Source organism: Aphanizomenon flos-aquae FACHB-1287 (assembly GCF_014698755.1).
GTDB classification, from domain to species: Bacteria; Cyanobacteriota; Cyanobacteriia; order Cyanobacteriales; family Nostocaceae; genus Dolichospermum; species Dolichospermum flosaquae.
In genome coordinates, this window is sequence record NZ_JACJTO010000005.1 from 138,435 (window position 1) to 156,697 (window position 18,263).

The following is an 18,263-nucleotide window of genomic DNA, read 5'->3' on the forward strand; positions in this document are numbered from 1 at the left end:
CGATAACCTCTGACAACTGACAAAGGACAACTGACCAATTTACTACTTTTCATACCTCTCATAAGCCGCAACAATACGCTGTACTAAAGGATGACGCACCACATCTTGCTGAGAAAATTCACAAATAGCAATTCCTTCCACATTTTTTAAAATTTGTAAAGCTACATCTAAACCAGATTTTTGATATGATGGTAAATCAGTTTGGGTAATATCACCCGTAATCACCATCCGGGAATTAAAACCTAAGCGCGTTAAAACCATTTTCATTTGCGCTGGTGTAGTGTTCTGAGCTTCATCAACAATTATAAAAGCATTATTTAAAGTCCGTCCCCGCATATAGGCTAATGGTGCGACTTCGATGATTTCCCGTTCGATTAAATTAGGGACTTTTTCCGGGTCTATAAATTCATTAATGGCATCATAAAGGGGACGCAGGTAGGGATTAACCTTTTGCTGTAAATCTCCCGGTAAAAAGCCGAGTTTTTCCCCTGCTTCCACTGCGGGACGGGTTAAAATCAGTCGTTCAAATTGATTACTAAGTAGTGCTTGAACTGCGACTACTACGGCCAAATAGGTTTTCCCTGTTCCTGCAGGACCTATACAAAAGGTTAAATCACGTCTGCGGAGTGCATCTATATATTTGCGTTGGTGAAAGGTTTTAGCGCGAATTTCTAACCCTCGACGAGTTTTAGCGAGGATATCGCGCTGTAAGTCCTGTAATTGGTCTTCTGTATCGGTATCAAGGGCTTGACGGGCTGTGAGAATATCCGCACTGGATATATTATTACCTTTACTCCACAAATTTTCTAGAGAGCGTACCAACTTCTTCGCTAATTCTATTTGTTTCGGTGTTCCTGAAATTAATAATTCTTGTCCCCGCAGAACTAAATTAGCTCCTGTTTGTTGAGATAAAAACTTGATATTAGCCTCACCATATCCTGCTAAAGCAATGGCACTAGACATATTAGGCAGTTGAAGTATAGAATCATCTGCCATATTATTGCTGAATTAAGTGAAAAGTGATTTTTGACAAAATTAATATTTTCCTTGAAAATCCTAAAATTTTCGTTAATTAATATATTTATGATGGGGAAATAGGCTGACAACATTTGTTAATTCTTGGCTTGTAAATCCGTAATAACCACGAAATTTTTAGCCAAGATTTGACAATGCTGTTGTCCCCCGTCTCCATTTTTCCCATAATTTTAACCTGCCACCAACAATTTAAACTGACTAGTTATAATCTAGCGTAAACGTGGTTTGACAACAGGTTTGGGAATATTGCTCTCTCTTTCTTTGGACTTGGGTGGTAGTATCCGCTCTTCCTGTTCTTCATCAAAAGACATACTATCTCGACTGTGGGAAGTACCGCCGTAAATATCCAGATATACTGACTGTCCAGCTAGTTCCGCTGCGGCGGCAATGACAGTGCGAATTGCCTGGATATTTCTTCCTCCGCGACCAAACACTTTTTCTTTATCTGTGCTATTAAAAGCAATGCGAACCCAAGCCCGATTAAGGGTTTGAGACATTTCACAATCAACGCTTAGAGATTCTGGAGATTCTAAAAACGGCTGAACCAGAAACTTCACCAGCCCAACATAATTGGGACTGGTTGCTAGGGATTTAATCTCAAAATTATGATGCGGCTGTTGCACTGACCTGTTCAAAAACGTTAGCTTTTATGAGGATACGACGAACTGTATCGGTAGGTTGGGCTCCTTGTTGTAGTCGCTTAACGATACCAGGAATGTCTAATTTAACTTCATCAGTTCTGGGGTTATAAAATCCTAGTTCTTCTAGGGGGCGACCGTCACGACGGGAAAGATTGTTCATAGCAACAATCCGGTAACTTGCTTCGCGCTTTTTGCCAAATCTTTTTAAACGCAATTTGATCATTTTGAGAACTGTTTCTCCTGTTCCTAGTTAGTGAGTTTGCAACTGATTAATGAGGAAGTGACTGGGTTATGACACCCATGTTCACAATTTCCGACACCGAAACGCTAATTTTAGCACTTCCTGTCTATGAATGGCTATTAGTTAGTTGTCTGTTGTCGGCAAGAAAGATATTCTCTCTGCTGTTGATTAACCCCCTGCTCCCGTCGTTTCGGGATAAAACAGTTGTAGCACCTCAATTTTTCCCTCATTACCTGCTCTGATTCATTATAAATGATTTTGATAAATTCTAGGCCTTGACCTAGACTGGGTACTTATTTCGGTATAGGCCAAGAGCTAACCTGACCTAAAGTTACAGGAATGTGATCTGCTTGCAGCAGCATTTCGCTATCGATCACATCAATAGTAAATGAGAATCAGAGTTTTATAGATAAGTAGTAGTGCAGAATAAATTGTTTAATAACTTTTGTACGTTACAGAATGCTTAAACTAGTCCCGCTATCAAAAATTCAGTGTTTTCGGTTACATATATCTTCAAACAGTCAGTATTACTACTATAGTTCTAGGAGTAGGAATCAAGCTTGCACCTCTAGTTGAGGCAGAGTCTCATCAACTGCATTCCTAGTCAGAGACTAGGAACGAGGAAAGATTTTTAAAAGTTTTAAATAACCCATTCATGGTCTGGATCATCAAGGGCTGCTGTGACTGATTGCAAATTAGCAAAATCTTTAAATGGACTAGACTTTGCTATTTCTGTGATAGAATGCAGAGCTAAAGTTAATTGGTTATTATCACCATTTGCTATTGCCTGATCTACTTTTTCAAACAGAAAGCTAAAATTCTTAGCTCGTTCATCAAATGAGTTTTCAAGATACTTAATTAGAACATCACGATCAGCTTGAATCTTAGCAATTGTAGCTGTTTCCCAGGCTTCTATACCACGTCGTTTAGTCGTTTCTTCTTGTGCAACTATTTTGTATTCAGTGTAGGCTTCAACGATAGCTCGTAAGGTGTTAGCAGCATCTACACCTGCACCCAATACTTCTACATGAACTTTCTTGACTGTCATTTCTATTTACCTGGTAAGATGCGATATTTTTCTATGATGGTGACAGTGCCAAGGTTAAGTTTTCCATCACTGTTTAATACTGGAGTTTTCAAAATTTCTATCAGGGACTTCATGAGAGTTCCCACTTTTTGAAACTTCTCAGCATCTCTCTTTGAATCAAAAGGTTGAGATTCAAGTTCATTTAGACTTTGAACAGCACGAGTGTTAATAGATTCAAACACACCTCTTAACTCAGTAATCCGCTGTTTTACAGTTTTCGCAACGTCTTTAGCTCGATTAATCTCAGCGATCGCTTTATTCACTTTGCCCTCATATTCTCGTGCTTTTGTCATGGCTTTCTCACCTTCACTAGCCGCAAAAAAGCTGCCAATCGCTAAAGCTGGTAAAATGGTAATACCGCCTAGCACAACAGTACCTAAAGCCATACCACCGCCACCAGCAGCGATCGCTCCACCGCCAAACCATGCTAAAGTTGCATTCCAAGCTGCTGCTCCACTGAGGCCTGATATCGCTGTTCCTGTACTTGCTGCTCCTATTGAAGTTGCAACACCAATAGCACCACCATAACCTGCTGCTGCTGCTCCTACGGATTTAGCCCCAGCGCCGAAATATTGTTCTGCTCCTACCGCAGCAGCTTTGTATTCTTTAATCTGTTGAACCGAAAAATCCATACCCTCTAAAAGCCTCCTCTCGCTTTCAGAAGCCTTTCTCCCAGTGCGCTCAACGAAATCTACAAACCGCTTAATAGTTTCTTTTATCACCTGTAGTTGGAGTTCACCATACTCCTCTGCTAACTTATTTGTTGCTGCTTCCTCAATTTTCAACCATTTTAAAGCGCGTTCATATCGCTCTTGAGCGCCCTTAGCTAGTTCATTAGCTTTCTGACCAGGATAAAATGAAACCATGAAAATAATCCTAAAAATATCTAAATCTAGACTATCATTGCGGAATTTAGGTGTCTACTAGCCAATATTAGAAGTTAGGCTAGTATAAGATTAGTAAATTTTATGTACACAATGTTGACAATGGCATCTACTGAAGAACGCTTTGTTCAAGCCACGAACTACTGGGATTTAGAAACTCTATACACAGATATTGCATCTGCTAAGGGTAAACGGCTCACACCTGTTGAGAAACTACATTTACGTGGGTTACTTTGTGGTTACAGCCCCGCTGAGATAGCGGAGAGGCTGAATAAAAATGTTAAAGGTGTCGAAGTAGACCTTTGCAATACTTTGTATAAGTATGTGAAAAGTTTAGTAGATAAATCTGATGAAAAGGTAGAAAACTGGAGAAATATTACTGAATGGCTTGAGGAAGCAGGATATAAAAGCCAGCCTTCTATTGAATCTGAAATAGGTGACGGTGTATCTGTAAAACTTTTAGTACAGGAAGCAAATATAACTCTTGAGAAAAACCAATTAATAATTGATTTAAACATCAGAATAGTAGCTCCTTCAGCTTCAAGAACTTCAGTTATACAAGAATTTAATACAAACGGCAAGTTTAATTGATGACACAATCTATTACTCAAAAATTAACACTGGAGCAATGAACAGACATCAGACAACTAAAAAATACTACGATCACAAGTGTTGAATCCTGCAATAAAACTTTACAATCTTTGTGTTTTACCCAGGTAAAATCCATTGTCTATTGAGAATAGAGTCATTAATTGATCAAATTTGGTATCACCAATACCAATGCACAACTTGGACACAATCCTCAAAATCTTAACATTCAACACTTCTGTACTACGATATATAAAGTCTATGATTTAACTCCTGAACAAATAGCTATTTTTGACGAAGCAGTTAAAAGGAAATAAAAAATGACTTATTTATTAGATACCAACATTGTTTCTTTTGCTATCAAAAATAATCTCGTAATTAAGAAAAGATTAGAAGAATTACGCTCACAATAAGAATTAATATCCATTAGTTGTATTACTTATTTTGCGGTTAAAAGAGGTTTATTTGCAGTCAACGCAATTAAACAATTAGAAAAATTTGATGATTTTTGTAAGGATTTTCAAATCATTTTCTTAGATGATTTAGCAATTTTATAAAAACCCGCAGAAATTCATGTAAATCTCAGATTAAGAGGATTACCAATCCAAACAGAAGACATTTTAATTGCTGCAACTGCTATTATTAAAAATTTTATTCTCGTTTCTAATGATAGTGATTTATTAAGAGTTGAAGAATTAAATTTAGAGAATTGTTTTAGGTGATTTTTCGCCCACCTCTGAGGCTGTTAGAGGTTACTAAGCAGATCATCATAATGTCGCACTTCTAATAACTGGTTTTTCTCACCCACAATGACAACTGTAGGAGAGTAACCTTTTAACTCTTCTATGGTAAACTGCCCATAAGTCATTATAATCAAGCGATCGCCAGCAACTCCTAAACGTGCCGCCGCTCCATTTAATTCAATCGTCCCCGAATTAGCCGGAGCAGGTATAGCATAAGTAATAAACCGCTTACCATTAGCAACGTTCACTACTTGTACCTGTTCATAAAGAAATATACCAGCTTTTTTCAAGAGCATTTCGTCAATGCTGATACTACCCACATAGTTAATATTTGCTCCTGTGAGGGTACAATTATGAATTTTTGCCGATAAGAGAGTGCGCTGCATTTGATTTTAATTTTTTTTTTGCAACCAGGGAACTTTAGTAATTAGACTCAGTACATTGTTACTGATTGTCCCACAATATATTTTTTTGTATCCATTTCATGGGTAATGAGTAATTTGCATTACTACTACCCACGATCTATTATGCTTTATTTTTAGCCGCTTGGATGAACTTTTCTACTAAAGGGGCCACCTTATCCACATCCTGCCAACCGAGAATTTGCGTTACCTTTTTTTCCAAATTTTTATAACTGCGGAAAAATTCGGCAATTTCCTCCAATCGGTGGGGAGATATGTCCTTGAGAGACTTGACATGAGCATAGCGCGGATCTTTATCGGGAACACAAAGAATCTTTTCGTCGCGGTCGCCACCATCAATCATTTCCAAATAACCAACCGGTCTTGCAGCAATAACGCAACCGGGAAATGTTGGCTCATCCATGATTACCATACCATCCAATGGGTCACCATCATCAGCTAGGGTATTGGGTATAAAACCATAGTCGTAAGGATATTTGACTGAAGAATAGAGGACACGGTCGAGCGCAAATGCTTGTAAATCCTTATCGTATTCATATTTATTTTTACTTCCGCCAGCAATTTCAATCAGGACATTAATCACACCTGGCTTTGGTTGGGCAGGAATCAGAGATAAATCCACAATAAAACTCCTTTACTAAAGGTGAATCAACGGTAGCAAGCTATTTTCGCTCCCAGTCTCAAATTTTAGGGCATTGTGGATCTCTTCCCCCAGATTCCTTCTAAAATGATCAACAAAAAAGGGTAGAAGAGATGAAAAACTGTTCCTACCCTTGCTCCTTACTTTTTCTTCTTCTGAATTCTACTGTATATTTTAATCTCCACGAATAGATAGGTTATAGCTTAAGGATGGCTGATTGTTCTCAACATTGGCTGAAGAATAGTGGGCAATGATAAATACTGGTAAAATAAGGGTGATCAGAGCAATTAATGTTCCCACAATGTCTGCCAAGCGTTGGGAATATGTATCGGAAGAATTGGCAGACTGGCTATTTAAATTCATACAAAGTTGTAATTAATCACATCACTAGCAGGTTAACTCTCCAGAAGAGAGCGTCCATACTATTTTAACTGTTTTTTTACTATAAACCGTAATGTCAGGAATAACTGACATTTATTCATCATTCAGAAATTCCGTAGGGGCGCAGTAAGTGCGCCCATAAACTGAGATATGCTGGTGAATTGGTGATTATACCAAAACTATGCAGCTACTTTTTCTTCTGTAGTTGCTTCTTCAAGTTTTGGTGAGTCTTGTCTTTCTTTATTTACCTGGTCTGAATCAGTTTGTTGTTGTGCTTGGGGGAGGTGAATACTATTCACTTGATTAATAAACAGTTCTACAGCCTGACTAATTTTTTGTTGTTGTTTATCTTCTTCTGGAATATCATAACAACGATAGGCTGGAGTGATTCCTAAAATAAACTTCTCTTGTTCAGATTCTAACAATTCTACTGCTGTGTTAGCAGCCATCCAATTTTTTTCAAAAGGAAATGATGTGACAACACTGGCTACAATGGAAGCAACTGCTGGACAGATAACAGGTAGCCATTTTAACCAGTTTTGTCCTGCTTCCAATTTATCCACTAGAACTAAAATTGGTGTCACACCTGATAAAATCACGGTAGAAATTTGCAAAACGTAGTATAGGGTTCTGTTAAGATCTCTAGAACTTTTATAATCGTCAATCAATTCTTGAGAATATTCTAAAGCTTTAGTTCGGGCTGGTAAAACTGTGTTATGATCTACCTGAGTATCTTTACTTAATAAAGAAGTATAAAGTTTAGCCCTTTTCGATAGCTGATTTCTTTCTGCTTTCCTTTTGGCGCTATTTACTGATTGTCTATTGAAGATAAATAAACCAATAGCAAGAGTTAAAGCAACGGAGGCAACGATTATATGTTCTTGATTGCTAGAATCAAAATAAATAATACCAAATGATGCGATGGCAACTGCGGCTAATAAATAATCAATCAATTTCAAAAAGAACAGCATATTTTCGTCTCGTGTAGTTATTGTGGGAGTGTTGAATTAATAATCGGAAAAGTTGTTGTAATAAATGTTGTTACAACCAAAACTATATATTACCCTAAAGTGGTATTATTGACAAGGTACTGCAATTTTCTTCCAGGATAAGGACAAGGTTTAAATTTCTTGAAGTTTACCGAAAACTTCGATCAAATTGCTCCTTTCAATGAAATCTGTTGTAAATTCACGAATCAAATAGCATTGCTGTATTTTTTGCGCGTAGCTACGGCTAAAACTAAAACTAAAAAAGTCAAAACTCCTGCTAAATATAAAGGATAACTATAAGTTATAGGTTTAGATTGTTGAACTATCATACCAGCAATCACCGGACCAATACCATTAGAAATACTTAAATAAGATGCGTTTAGTCCTAAAGCAGTTCCCTGGTCTTGTGGTTGAGCATTGAGAGAGATTAATGTACTAATCATCGGTTGAACTAAAGCATTAAACAACGCAAATAATATACTAACGATGATAAAATAATTAATGTTAGGCCAAATAGGCATTAACAAAAATGATAAACTGCGAATACATAAGCCTAAAAATAATATTTTGACGACATTAAATTTACGACTGAGAACAGATACTCCCCAAGTTTGCATAATTACTCCTAATGTGCCAAATATTAGAAATAAGAGTGTTAAAGATCTACTATTTTGATCTAAAACCTTAATAAAATAGGGTTGAAAAGCATAGGTAAACATAGTAAATGTTAGTCCTGTACAAAAGTTAATTAATAACAAAATGCCAATACCGGGCATAGCCAAACCTTTAATTAAGTTTTCCAACCCTAAATCAAAGATATTTGTAGCTTTTGGAGATTTGGTTTTTAAGGTTTCTGGTAATAAGAAGATTGTCATTAATACGGCTATCATTGCAACTGCTGCAGAAACTAAAAATGCTGTTCCTAAAGAAATTTGTTGGGCTAATAAACTGATTGCTGGTCCAAGGATAAAGCCTAATCCCATTGCTGCACCATAAATTCCAAATGCCTGAGCACGATTTTTTTGATCGGTAACATCAGAAATCACAGCTTGGGCAACAGACGCATTTCCACCTGTGATACCATCTAAAAATCTGGCTAAAAATAATAATGTTGCTGTTGTCGCAGTTCCCGCTATAGTATTAGCAATTACTGTTCCCGCTAAACTAATTATTAATAATGGTTTTCGTCCAAATCTGTCAGAGAGTTTACCAATAACTGGAGTGGCAAAAAACTGAGCAATAGAGTAAATGGAGAATAATAAACTGGTTTGGAAATCATTTAAACCAAATTGTTTACCATAGAGATAAATGATGGGAATTAAAATTGTCAAACTCAGGGAGTTAATAAAGGCAATTAACGCAGTAATCCAAAAAACTCGATTCATTTTTAACTAAATATATTTATCTTCAGTCATCTTACCATTTCCTGGACTTTTACCCACTGCTCATGAAATTTAAATTACAGAGATTTTTCAAGAAACCAGGAAAACACTTGCATCAATGAGTTTATGTTCAAACCCGCAATGTGTGGATATTACGTATTGCTTTTGATGTTTATTCGTCTTGATCAAGGGATAGTGGGAAAATAGGCAGGATGGAATGTTAAGATACTGTTCCTAGGTCATGATTATTTTGAGGTTTTTAACCTCTTGGCTACAAATCACAGTGAAAATGTCTAATCAAGTTTGGTTGTCACAGTTAAAAATACATCGAGCGATCGCTGTTATTCGCGCCCAAAAAATGGTATGGGGTGAACAAATGGCTTTAGCTGTAGCATCTGGGGGGATGAGGCTCATTGAAATTACTTGGAATAGCGATCGCGCCCCCGAATTAATTTCCCAACTCCGCGCTAAATTACCCCATTGTTTAATTGGTACGGGAACGTTATTTAATGTCCAAGAGTTACAAGAGGCGATCGGCTGTGGGTCCCAATTCCTCTTCAGTCCCCACACCGATCCCGTCATGATTCAAGCCGCAGTCGCTAAAAATATCCCGATTATTCCCGGCGCTTTGACACCGACGGAAATTATGACCGCTTGGAATTATGGCGCTAGTTGTGTTAAAGTATTTCCCGTGCAATCACTGGGAGGAACTAGCTATATCAAAAGCTTACAAGGACCCCTTGGGCATATTCCTTTAATAGTTACGGGCGGTGTAACATTAGAAAATGCTCAGGATTTTTTACAAGTTGGTGCAGTAGCCGTAGGATTAAGTGGTGAATTATTCCCACAAAAATGGGTATTAGCAGAAAATTGGCCAGCAATTACAGAACAAGTACAAATCCTCATGCAGAGTTTACATTAGGGGTTAGGTAAGGGAGAATAAAAAGGAGAAATAAACATTTTTCCCAATTACCAATGAGTGTGTTTACCATGAAAAGCCTAATTTATACCTGTACTTCCTGGGTGAATCTCTTAAAAATATTACTTGCAGGTACAGCAGTTTCTGCTACTATTATTACTTCTGTAGCTGGTGAGGTATGGGCAAATTCTCCACCACAGAAAACTCCTAACACTGTTCAAATCCTCAAAAAATCCGATCAGCGTTGGATTCAAATTGACCTCTCCCAACAAAAATTAATTGCGTGGAAAGGAAATAAACCTGTGTATGCAGTGAGGATTTCTTCAGGAAAAAAAGCTACATCTACTCGCACTGGTACTTTCAAGATTCAAACTAAGCTGAAAAAAACTAGGATGAAGGGCAGAGGATATAATATTGCCGATGTTCCCCATACCATGTATTATCAAGGTAGCTATGCCATTCATGGTGCATATTGGCATAGCAAATTTGGTACACCTGTTAGTCATGGCTGTGTGAATCTTTCCCCTCGTCATGCTAAATGGGTATTTAATTGGGCTAATGTGGGAACAACGGTGGTAATTCAGAAATAAGGTAATCTACTTAATCCTTAACTCAATTTAGCTACCAGTTGATTTTCTACTAAGGTATTATTTGTCAATAAATCCTCAACAGTAATCCTTAAAAACCTTTGTTCATCTACTTGAAAATAGATCTTAATCCGATCGCTCCCCGGAAAACCAGCGGGTTTAAGTTCAGCAATTTTACTACCACTGATTGTATCATTTAGGGGTTTAACTGTAGTGGCTTGACTATGAAGTTGACGAGTAATTAAACGATCTCCATCAAAGTATACCTCTATTCCTCCTGTTTCTGCCCCTAATTCCCCTATAATTAACTCGATACTGGGTTGATTTTCCACGGAAGCACCCAAAACTAATTCTACAGGTTGAGTCATGGGGTAGGGTTGTCCAGTTTTAATAATCGGATGCCAATTATGGCGTTGATGACGGCGATCCCAATAACGCACACCGTAGCTATGATAAAGATAGTCTTTGACTTCTATACCTTGAGTTATTTGTAACGCACCTTGAGCGATCGCTTCAAATGGCAGTTGACGACGGATTTTTTCTGGTGTAAAATACTTTTCTATCCATGTTTGCACCGCTGGTAATTGCACTGTACCACCCACTAACAAGACTGCATTAATATCCTCAATTTCTATACCGTAGCGTCGCGCTTGTTGTAACAGTGTCATCATCACATCATCCAATTTGTCAAAAAATCCATTTTCCCGTAAAATATTTTCCAGGGTGCAACGATCAAGATCCATTTCATAACTTTCAAAGGTTTGATCATGAAAATAAACTTCACTGGCTTGATTATGGGTAGATAACTGAATTTTTACCCGTTCCGCTAATCGCACTGTCAGAGAACTAACCGGTAGTCCTTGGGTTTTAGCAAAATAATCTACTATCCAATTATCAATATCAATTCCGCCCAGATTTTGCCCTGCTTTCGCCAATACGCGGGCTGTTTTAGTCTTTTGTTGAGAATTTTCACTTAGATTCCTATCTCCCCATTTAAGAAGAAATCCTAGGGGTTTATTTTTCGTCTTTAATCCTTGGTCTAAACTCACTAAAGATAGATCTAACGTTCCACCACCAAAATCAACAACTAACAAAGCACCTTGATCTGTTAAACCATAACCCAAGGCCGCAGCAGTAGGTTCATCTAATATCCGCACCTCTTCGATGGGTAGTGATTGACAAACTTTCCCTAACCAATAACGATAAGCTTCAAAGCTGTCTACAGGTGCGGTTAAAACTAAGGAAGAGATTCCCCCTTCTAAGGGCGCTAATTCTGCAATTACCTGAGTTAAAAACCATTTTCCTACTTGTTCAAAGGTAATATTTTCTCCATCTATTTCCGGTAAAAAACCCTGGATATCTGCACCTATCCCCCGTTTGAAGTTACGAAAAAATCTTTGGTCGGTTTTTGTATCCAAACCGCGATCGCGCACCTGCTGACCAGCTATAATTTTACCTAAGCTGGCATTTTCTACATAAACTAAACTGGGAATTAGTGGAGGATTTAGATATTGTTGCATTGATAAACCCGGTAGATTCAGGGTTTCCGCTTGTTGAGTAACAGGATTCCAACGAGTGATAACTGTGTTACTTGTGCCAAAATCAATAGCGATCGCCATATTGTTATGATTATAATATTTATTAACTCAGGAAGTCAACAGAAAATTAACCTCAACCCAAGGATGGGGAGAGGTCTGGAAAGGGGTCAATTTCTCAGCCCTTTGGCAGTATACAATTGATATCCTAACTATCTAATCTGTTGTTATAATCAGTCTATGCCATGTGAGAACCTGAGTCTAGACCCCAATTGTGTTTAAGTATTTCTTGATATGTTGCTTCACGGACAACCATTTGCTCATAAAGCTTGACTAAAAAGTCTTGAGCTTGTGTGTGACTCATCTGTTGAACTTGTGTAGCAAAGGAGCAAATGCTAAATTGCTGTTCTAAAGACAGTTCGGTTCGTTGATTCATAATGAACTCCAAAACAAACAACGTATAAAATGGAAATTGACCAGGGAATTTAAGGGTTGACAGTTAGAAATGAGAAGTAAAACCCCTGTCTAGATACGGTTTCATGATCATCTGCTTAATCTCGTGAAATTCCTAAGCAGTAATTCTTCGGCTAGGTTTTGGTTAACATTTGTTTCTCTATATTAAGAAAGATAACAAATGTTTGACAATTTGCCCATCTTTTTAGGTTTATTTTTCTGAGTATGTATTGGTAATAAATCTACTGCTATAGGAATCTATCCCGCTGAAAACGAGTTGATCTAAATTGAGATACTTTAATTTTGGCAAAGATTCTTTGAGAAACAGTAGTTATCGACCGGTAATATTCAAGGGTCAAATGGAGGAATCAAGATGAAAACAATGATTTATTGACCCATTATTTGCTGTTTATTTGGGAATTATAGAAAATTAAGCTCCTGTGGTAATTTTTGGAGATTAAAAGTATTTTTATCAAATTATTAATGGAAAAAATGCTCAAATTGAACAAATTGTCAAGTGTATTTACTTTTTTTAGGGAATGGGTAATCATAGGCAAGAGGTAATATGGATTGCTTCTTGCCACTAACAACGGACAACTAACAACGGACAACGGACAACGGACAACTAACAACGGACAACGGACACTAAGACAACAGTAATATTATCATGTCCACCTTCATTTTTAGCAGCTTCAATGAGGTTATTAGCGGCTTTTTCTAGTGAGTGTGTATCCTTAATGTACCCTAAAATTTGCTGATCGATAAGTTCTTCCGTGAGTCCATCACTACAGAGAAGTAAAAGATCACCATTTTCTAAATTTAGTTCTTGCACATCAATCTGATTAAGGTCTTCCCTACCTAAACAATTAGATAAAATATGGCGATAAGGATGAACCCTACCCTCCTCAATGGTAAGATCACCGATTTTTATAGCTTTGGCAATCCAGGTATGGTCTTCTGTGATTTGTTGTAATTGTGATTCTCTTAAACGATAGAGACGGGAATCACCAACATGACCACATACGGGGGATTCAGATGGACGGATTACCACTGCTACAACCGTTGTTCCCATATCAGAACGTTCAGGATGACTGTGCTGATCTCGAATTATAGCTTGATTAGCGGTGGATAAAGCTTGTTTTAAAAGTTTTGAGGCAGATTCGGGGGATTGCCAATTTTGCTCTAGGTATAAACAAATTTCTGTGGTAGCAATGCGACTGGCTTCTTCTCCTCCTGCATGACCACCCATACCATCAGCAACTATAAAGAATCGCCCTGCGGGATCAATATAATAGGAATCTTGATTATAAGAGCGAACAAGCCCTGGATCTGTACAACCAATAGAGTCAAGTTTCATAGGTTTTTAGTGAACAATTAATTAATACATTCGATCATAACGATCTAGACGTAAAAGCAACTGAATCAGCATGAATGCAACTGAGGCTGCAATTAAACCAATCAGACTTGCTAACCATATATAATGGCTAACTAGGAGAATTGTCGCGGCAATTGTAAAACCACTAATGATCAAAGCATAGGTCATGCCCAATTGAATATTGCTTTGTCGCCGGAGCAGACGTTCAGTTTCGACAGAGCGAACTCGAAACCGGATATCCCCTCGCTCTATTTTATCTAGAGTATCTTCTAATCTCCGTGGTAATCCTAAAGCAGTGCTACTAACTTGGACTGCTTGACGACTTAATTCATTCAAGAAGCTATTCCCCTCAGAACTATTGTTATCTGTCATCAGTTGCATGGCATAGGGCTGGGCAACTTCCATAAAGTTAAATTCTGGATCTAAACCTTTACCAACTCCTTCAAGGGTGGAAAAGGCACGCATGACAAAGGTAAAAGTTGCTGGAAATCTAAATGGTTGATCATAAGCGAGTTGGTACAAATCCTCACTGATAGCTGCCACAGATTGGTTTTCAAAGGGCTTATCCATGAAGTTATCCAGCATATACTGGACAGAACGCTGGACAGGTCCCATGTCTTCAACTGGGGCGATCGCTCCTAAATCAACTAAAGATTTTACCACACGGTTGCCATCTTTTTGGGCAATACCAAATAAGGTTTCCATTAATCCTTCGCGGACATTGGATTTAATTGTTCCCATCATCCCGAAATCGTAGAAAATCAAAGCTCCGTCGGGACTAACTGCCAGATTACCAGGATGGGGGTCAGCGTGAAAGAAACCATTATTCAGCAGTTGATGTAGGTAAGCTTGGGCCCCATAACGAGCGATCGCTTTTCTATCTACACCGGCAGCATCTAAGGCTTCATACTGACTAACTTTAATACCAGGTATATACTCTAAAGTAATTACTCTGGAGGTAGCATAACGCCAATAAACTCTCGGTACTTTTACCCAATTAAAACTACGGAAATTTCGGCGGAAAGTATCGGCATTACGTCCTTCATTCAGATAATCAATTTCTTCCCAGAGAATGCGACAACATTCTTCATATATACCCATCCAATCCCGACCCCGTCCCCATTTGGGATGGTGTTGAAAGTAGCGAGCAATACCTTTGAGAATGCCTAAGTCAATTTCAAACAGCTTTTTTAGTCCAGGCCGTTGTACTTTAACGACTACGGACTCACCAGTATACAAGGTGGCCTTGTGGACTTGACCCAAACTAGCAGCAGCGAGGGGAACAGGTTCAAAATCTTGGAAAAGTGTGGGAACAGCTTTACCTAATTCCTGTTCAATAATTCCTTCTACCTGTTCATAACTAAATGCTGGGACTCTATCTTGTAACTTAGATAACTCCTCTACGTATTCCGCAGAGAAAATGTCCGCACGAGTTGAAAACAATTGTCCCACTTTAATAAAAGTCGGACCCAAATCTAAAAACGTCGTTCTAATCCAGATAGCTTGGGCTTTGCGTCTAGCTGCTCGTTTGGCTTCTGTTACACCACCGGAATAACTCCAGGCCTTGTTATAGCGCCAAATCTTGAACATTAAGGTCAAGACAAAAGACCAAATATCGACAAAGCGGCGTTTGGTAGAGTATTCTTCCCGATTCCAACGGTATGCTTGATCTGAGTAACCTTGTTCCATATTTTTATTATACCGTCGGGTTGTCACGGAGTCATCTGATTGAAGGTAGGGAGTGGAGGACAGGGAATAGGGTTCAGGTATTGTCAGCTACAAATAATTAGCTTTCACACCCGCCCAGAAATTAATTTCCGGGATCATAATTACAGTTTACATAAACTGTGGATTTTTGAGATTTTTTAGTCATTTTTAGATGACCAAAAATCTGGGATACAAGCCCCGTCCTTCTAGGACGGCTTTATGTTATAATTTGGGTATAGTCGCCATAGGGCATTGGGAGACTTTAAACGGACATAGAGGGACGATAAGACCACTTGTGGCGCGTTCCAGTGAAGTGTCAAGAATCACCGCTCCTTTAGGACGGTGAGTATGTCAAAGGATGAAACTGGGAATGATTTCCCAGTCGGGTTATGGGTTTGACATTAAAGTTAATACCCATTACCCATTACCTATCTTGCGGCATTGCGATACTTTTGTAGTTCACTTCTCAATAGAGCAATTTCTGCCCTTAATTCGTCAATTTCGGTCTGTAGGTCTGGTGAATCTCCCCCAGATGTGTTATCTGTGGTTGTTCCAGTTGCTGACGTTTCTGCTGCGCGATTAGCTCGGGCGATTACTTCTTCTGTAAACTGGCGTAGCTGCTCTTTAGCTTCAGCATCAAATTTACCAAGTTCACTCAAAGCATCAGTCAAGGCGACTTCTACGCGTTCATTAATCACTTCAGCGATCGCTCTACCTACGAAAAAGGCCTGTACAAGGGGATTACTCATAAATTTTTGTAAAGTTGCTCCGCACAAAGAATTATAACCTGTATTCAGGCTATAGTGTTTACCATGATTCAGGAGTTTATCTGTACAGAGTTGGTTTTTTCTTTGTATGATTTAAATTTAGGCGTTGATAAATCAATAATAATCTTGTGTTGTGCAAGGGCGCAATGGGTAAGGGTTTAAGCAGATTTTTATTGTTCAATTTATTAATGGCTATGTTTGTATCTTTTTTTGAGGTGTACTATGTCTAGACTCCTGGTGACTCAATATCAAGCGGAAGTAGAAAAAATCATTAGATATGGTGGTTCTCGCAAAGAAACATCTATTCGCGTTGCTTTCCAAAATCTGTTAAACGAATATTGTAAACCCCGTGATTTTCTCCTCATTCCCGAACTAGATTATAAACTACCAAATGGTAAAATTGTTTATCCCGATGGTACAATTAAAGATGCTTTGCGCTTAGATTGGGGTTATTGGGAAAGTAAAGACCAATATGATAATTTAGATCAAGAAATTGCCAAAAAATTAAATAAAGGTTATCCCGATAGTAATATTTTATTTGAAGATTCGCAAACTGCGGTTTTAATTCAATCTGGACAAGAAACTCAGCGCGTAACTATGGGCGATGCTGACGCGGTAGATGGTATTATTAATAACTTTATTAATTATGTCCGTCCTGAAGTGCGGGACTTTCGGGAAGCGATAGATATATTTAGGCAAGATTTACCCATTATCTTAGATTCTCTCAGAAAGTTGATAAAATGTCAAGAGGGTAATAATATATTATTTGAAAATGCTAGAAATAAGTTTTTTAATATTTGTCAAAAGTCCATAAATCCTGAAATTACTTTATTAGATATTCAGGAAATGATTATTCAACATATTTTAACGGAAGACATTTTTATTAATATATTTAGTGAGTCACAATTTCATCAAGAAAATAACGTTGCGCGGGAATTACAAGGGGTAATTTCCACCTTTTTTACAGGAAGTTTAAAGAGAAATACCTTAGGAAGTATTGAAAGATATTATGCAGTAATTAGACGAACAGCGGCGAATATTGTTAATCATCAAGAAAAACAGAAGTTTTTAAAAGCATTGTATGAGAACTTTTATAAAGCTTATAATCCCAAAGCAGCAGATAGATTAGGAATTGTCTATACTCCTAATGAAATTGTCCGGTTTATGATTGAAAGTACAGATTTTTTAGTACATAAACATTTTGGGAAGTTGTTAGCAGATAAAGAGGTAGAGATATTAGATCCTGCGACGGGAACGGGGACTTTTATTACGGAGTTAATTGATTTTTTACCAACCCATAGTTTACAGCACAAATATAAACATGAGATTCATTGTAATGAGGTGGCTATTTTACCTTATTATATTGCGAATTTGAATATTGAATACACCTATAAGCAGAAAATGGGGGTGTATGAGGAGTTTGAAAATATTTGTTTTGTGGATACTTTGGATAATACCTCTTTTGAGGGTAAGCAATTGGATTTGTTTGCTATGACTGTGGAGAATACTGCGAGAATCAAAAGACAGAATGATAGAACTATTTCTGTGATTATTGGTAATCCTCCTTATAATGCAAATCAACAGAATGAAAATGATAATAACAAAAATCGTGCATACTCAGAAATAGATAAGTTAATTAAGGCTACTTATGTTAAGGAAAGTACAGCACAAAAAACTAAAGTTTATGATATGTATTCTCGTTTTTTTAGATGGGCTACTGATAGACTAGGAGCAGAAGTGTTGAATGTTAAGAAAAGCCTGATAAAAATAGCCAAAAATATGTTAAATTTTGGGCGAAGGATTAAAATATTTTGATTAACCATGATCATAAACTCATTTCCCAAGATTGTCAAAAATATCCTGGAAGGACTACCCAAAAATGATTAT

The 18,263-nt window shown here is 37.7% G+C and carries 20 protein-coding genes; 5 read left to right on the top strand and 15 right to left on the bottom strand.

Annotated features, from left to right (window positions below; all coding sequences use genetic code 11):
* Positions 1-42 precede the first annotated feature (42 nt).
* The 5 genes from H6G44_RS04185 to H6G44_RS04205 all read right to left on the bottom strand — a co-directional run bounded on the left by H6G44_RS04185 (position 43) and on the right by H6G44_RS04205 (position 3,870).
* Entirely contained in the window at positions 43-996 is a 954-nt protein-coding gene (locus tag H6G44_RS04185) for a PhoH family protein (protein WP_190385107.1), read from the bottom strand.
* A gap of 248 nt (positions 997-1,244) precedes the next feature.
* Complete coding sequence (locus H6G44_RS04190) at positions 1,245-1,631, bottom strand: KH domain-containing protein (RefSeq protein ID WP_190385131.1); 387 nt, start codon at positions 1,629-1,631, stop codon at positions 1,245-1,247.
* Between the two features lie 7 nt (positions 1,632-1,638).
* Complete coding sequence (gene rpsP, locus H6G44_RS04195; protein ID WP_190385108.1) at positions 1,639-1,899, bottom strand: 30S ribosomal protein S16; 261 nt, start codon at positions 1,897-1,899, stop codon at positions 1,639-1,641.
* A gap of 658 nt (positions 1,900-2,557) precedes the next feature.
* Positions 2,558-2,965: a hypothetical protein gene (locus H6G44_RS04200; protein WP_190385109.1), complete on the bottom strand. Its 408-nt coding sequence runs from the start codon at positions 2,963-2,965 to the stop codon at positions 2,558-2,560.
* Positions 2,966-2,967: 2 nt separating this feature from the next.
* Positions 2,968-3,870: a hypothetical protein gene (locus H6G44_RS04205; RefSeq protein WP_190385110.1), complete on the bottom strand. Its 903-nt coding sequence runs from the start codon at positions 3,868-3,870 to the stop codon at positions 2,968-2,970.
* A 120-nt stretch (positions 3,871-3,990) separates the two neighbouring features.
* Here H6G44_RS04205 and H6G44_RS04210 point away from each other — a divergent pair, with 120 nt between their 5' ends.
* Together H6G44_RS04210 and H6G44_RS20700 are read left to right on the top strand one after the other, a co-directional pair.
* The gene (locus H6G44_RS04210; protein ID WP_190385111.1) at positions 3,991-4,479 is read left to right on the top strand and encodes a helix-turn-helix transcriptional regulator; all 489 of its coding nucleotides are present in this window, start codon (positions 3,991-3,993) and stop codon (positions 4,477-4,479) included.
* A gap of 566 nt (positions 4,480-5,045) precedes the next feature.
* A complete protein-coding gene (locus H6G44_RS20700; RefSeq protein WP_338078948.1) occupies positions 5,046-5,198 on the top strand; it encodes a PIN domain-containing protein in 153 nt (50 codons plus the stop codon).
* Between the two features lie 23 nt (positions 5,199-5,221).
* Here H6G44_RS20700 and panD read toward each other — a convergent pair whose 3' ends face one another.
* The 5 genes from panD to H6G44_RS04235 all read right to left on the bottom strand — a co-directional run bounded on the left by panD (position 5,222) and on the right by H6G44_RS04235 (position 9,036).
* The gene (gene panD, locus H6G44_RS04215; RefSeq protein ID WP_190385112.1) at positions 5,222-5,605 is read right to left on the bottom strand and encodes an aspartate 1-decarboxylase; all 384 of its coding nucleotides are present in this window, start codon (positions 5,603-5,605) and stop codon (positions 5,222-5,224) included.
* Positions 5,606-5,744: 139 nt separating this feature from the next.
* Positions 5,745-6,263 (bottom strand): inorganic diphosphatase, encoded by a 519-nt coding sequence (locus H6G44_RS04220; RefSeq protein WP_190385113.1) that lies wholly within the window; start codon positions 6,261-6,263, stop codon positions 5,745-5,747.
* A gap of 192 nt (positions 6,264-6,455) precedes the next feature.
* Complete coding sequence (locus H6G44_RS04225) at positions 6,456-6,644, bottom strand: hypothetical protein (RefSeq protein WP_190385114.1); 189 nt, start codon at positions 6,642-6,644, stop codon at positions 6,456-6,458.
* 197 nt (positions 6,645-6,841) lie between these two features.
* Complete coding sequence (locus tag H6G44_RS04230; protein WP_190385115.1) at positions 6,842-7,633, bottom strand: DUF4231 domain-containing protein; 792 nt, start codon at positions 7,631-7,633, stop codon at positions 6,842-6,844.
* Positions 7,634-7,857: 224 nt separating this feature from the next.
* Positions 7,858-9,036, bottom strand: coding sequence for an MFS transporter (locus H6G44_RS04235; RefSeq protein ID WP_190385116.1), 1,179 nt, complete (start codon positions 9,034-9,036; stop codon positions 7,858-7,860).
* Between the two features lie 286 nt (positions 9,037-9,322).
* Here H6G44_RS04235 and H6G44_RS04240 point away from each other — a divergent pair, with 286 nt between their 5' ends.
* Both H6G44_RS04240 and H6G44_RS04245 read left to right on the top strand, forming a co-directional pair.
* Positions 9,323-9,955 carry a bifunctional 4-hydroxy-2-oxoglutarate aldolase/2-dehydro-3-deoxy-phosphogluconate aldolase gene (locus H6G44_RS04240; RefSeq protein WP_190385117.1) on the top strand — a complete coding sequence of 211 codons (633 nt, stop codon included), beginning with the start codon at positions 9,323-9,325 and terminating at the stop codon, positions 9,953-9,955.
* Between the two features lie 68 nt (positions 9,956-10,023).
* Positions 10,024-10,542 carry a L,D-transpeptidase gene (locus H6G44_RS04245; protein ID WP_190385118.1) on the top strand — a complete coding sequence of 173 codons (519 nt, stop codon included), beginning with the start codon at positions 10,024-10,026 and terminating at the stop codon, positions 10,540-10,542.
* Positions 10,543-10,559: 17 nt separating this feature from the next.
* Here H6G44_RS04245 and H6G44_RS04250 read toward each other — a convergent pair whose 3' ends face one another.
* The 5 genes from H6G44_RS04250 to H6G44_RS04270 form a co-directional block, all read right to left on the bottom strand.
* The gene (locus tag H6G44_RS04250) at positions 10,560-12,158 is read right to left on the bottom strand and encodes an Hsp70 family protein (protein ID WP_190385119.1); all 1,599 of its coding nucleotides are present in this window, start codon (positions 12,156-12,158) and stop codon (positions 10,560-10,562) included.
* 154 nt (positions 12,159-12,312) lie between these two features.
* Complete coding sequence (locus tag H6G44_RS04255; RefSeq protein WP_190385120.1) at positions 12,313-12,510, bottom strand: NblA/ycf18 family protein; 198 nt, start codon at positions 12,508-12,510, stop codon at positions 12,313-12,315.
* Positions 12,511-13,152: 642 nt separating this feature from the next.
* Entirely contained in the window at positions 13,153-13,884 is a 732-nt protein-coding gene (locus H6G44_RS04260; RefSeq protein ID WP_190385121.1) for a Stp1/IreP family PP2C-type Ser/Thr phosphatase, read from the bottom strand.
* 21 nt (positions 13,885-13,905) lie between these two features.
* The gene (locus H6G44_RS04265; RefSeq protein WP_190385122.1) at positions 13,906-15,591 is read right to left on the bottom strand and encodes an ABC1 kinase family protein; all 1,686 of its coding nucleotides are present in this window, start codon (positions 15,589-15,591) and stop codon (positions 13,906-13,908) included.
* Between the two features lie 446 nt (positions 15,592-16,037).
* On the bottom strand, positions 16,038-16,358 hold the full coding sequence (locus tag H6G44_RS04270; RefSeq protein WP_190385123.1) for a DUF6825 family protein: 321 nt from the start codon (positions 16,356-16,358) through the stop codon (positions 16,038-16,040).
* Positions 16,359-16,598: 240 nt separating this feature from the next.
* On the opposite strand from H6G44_RS04270, the gene H6G44_RS04275 reads away from it, so the two are divergent.
* Positions 16,599-18,191, top strand: a complete 1,593-nt coding sequence (locus H6G44_RS04275; protein WP_242031629.1) for an N-6 DNA methylase — start codon at positions 16,599-16,601, stop codon at positions 18,189-18,191.
* The last annotated feature ends 72 nt before the right edge of the window (positions 18,192-18,263 follow it).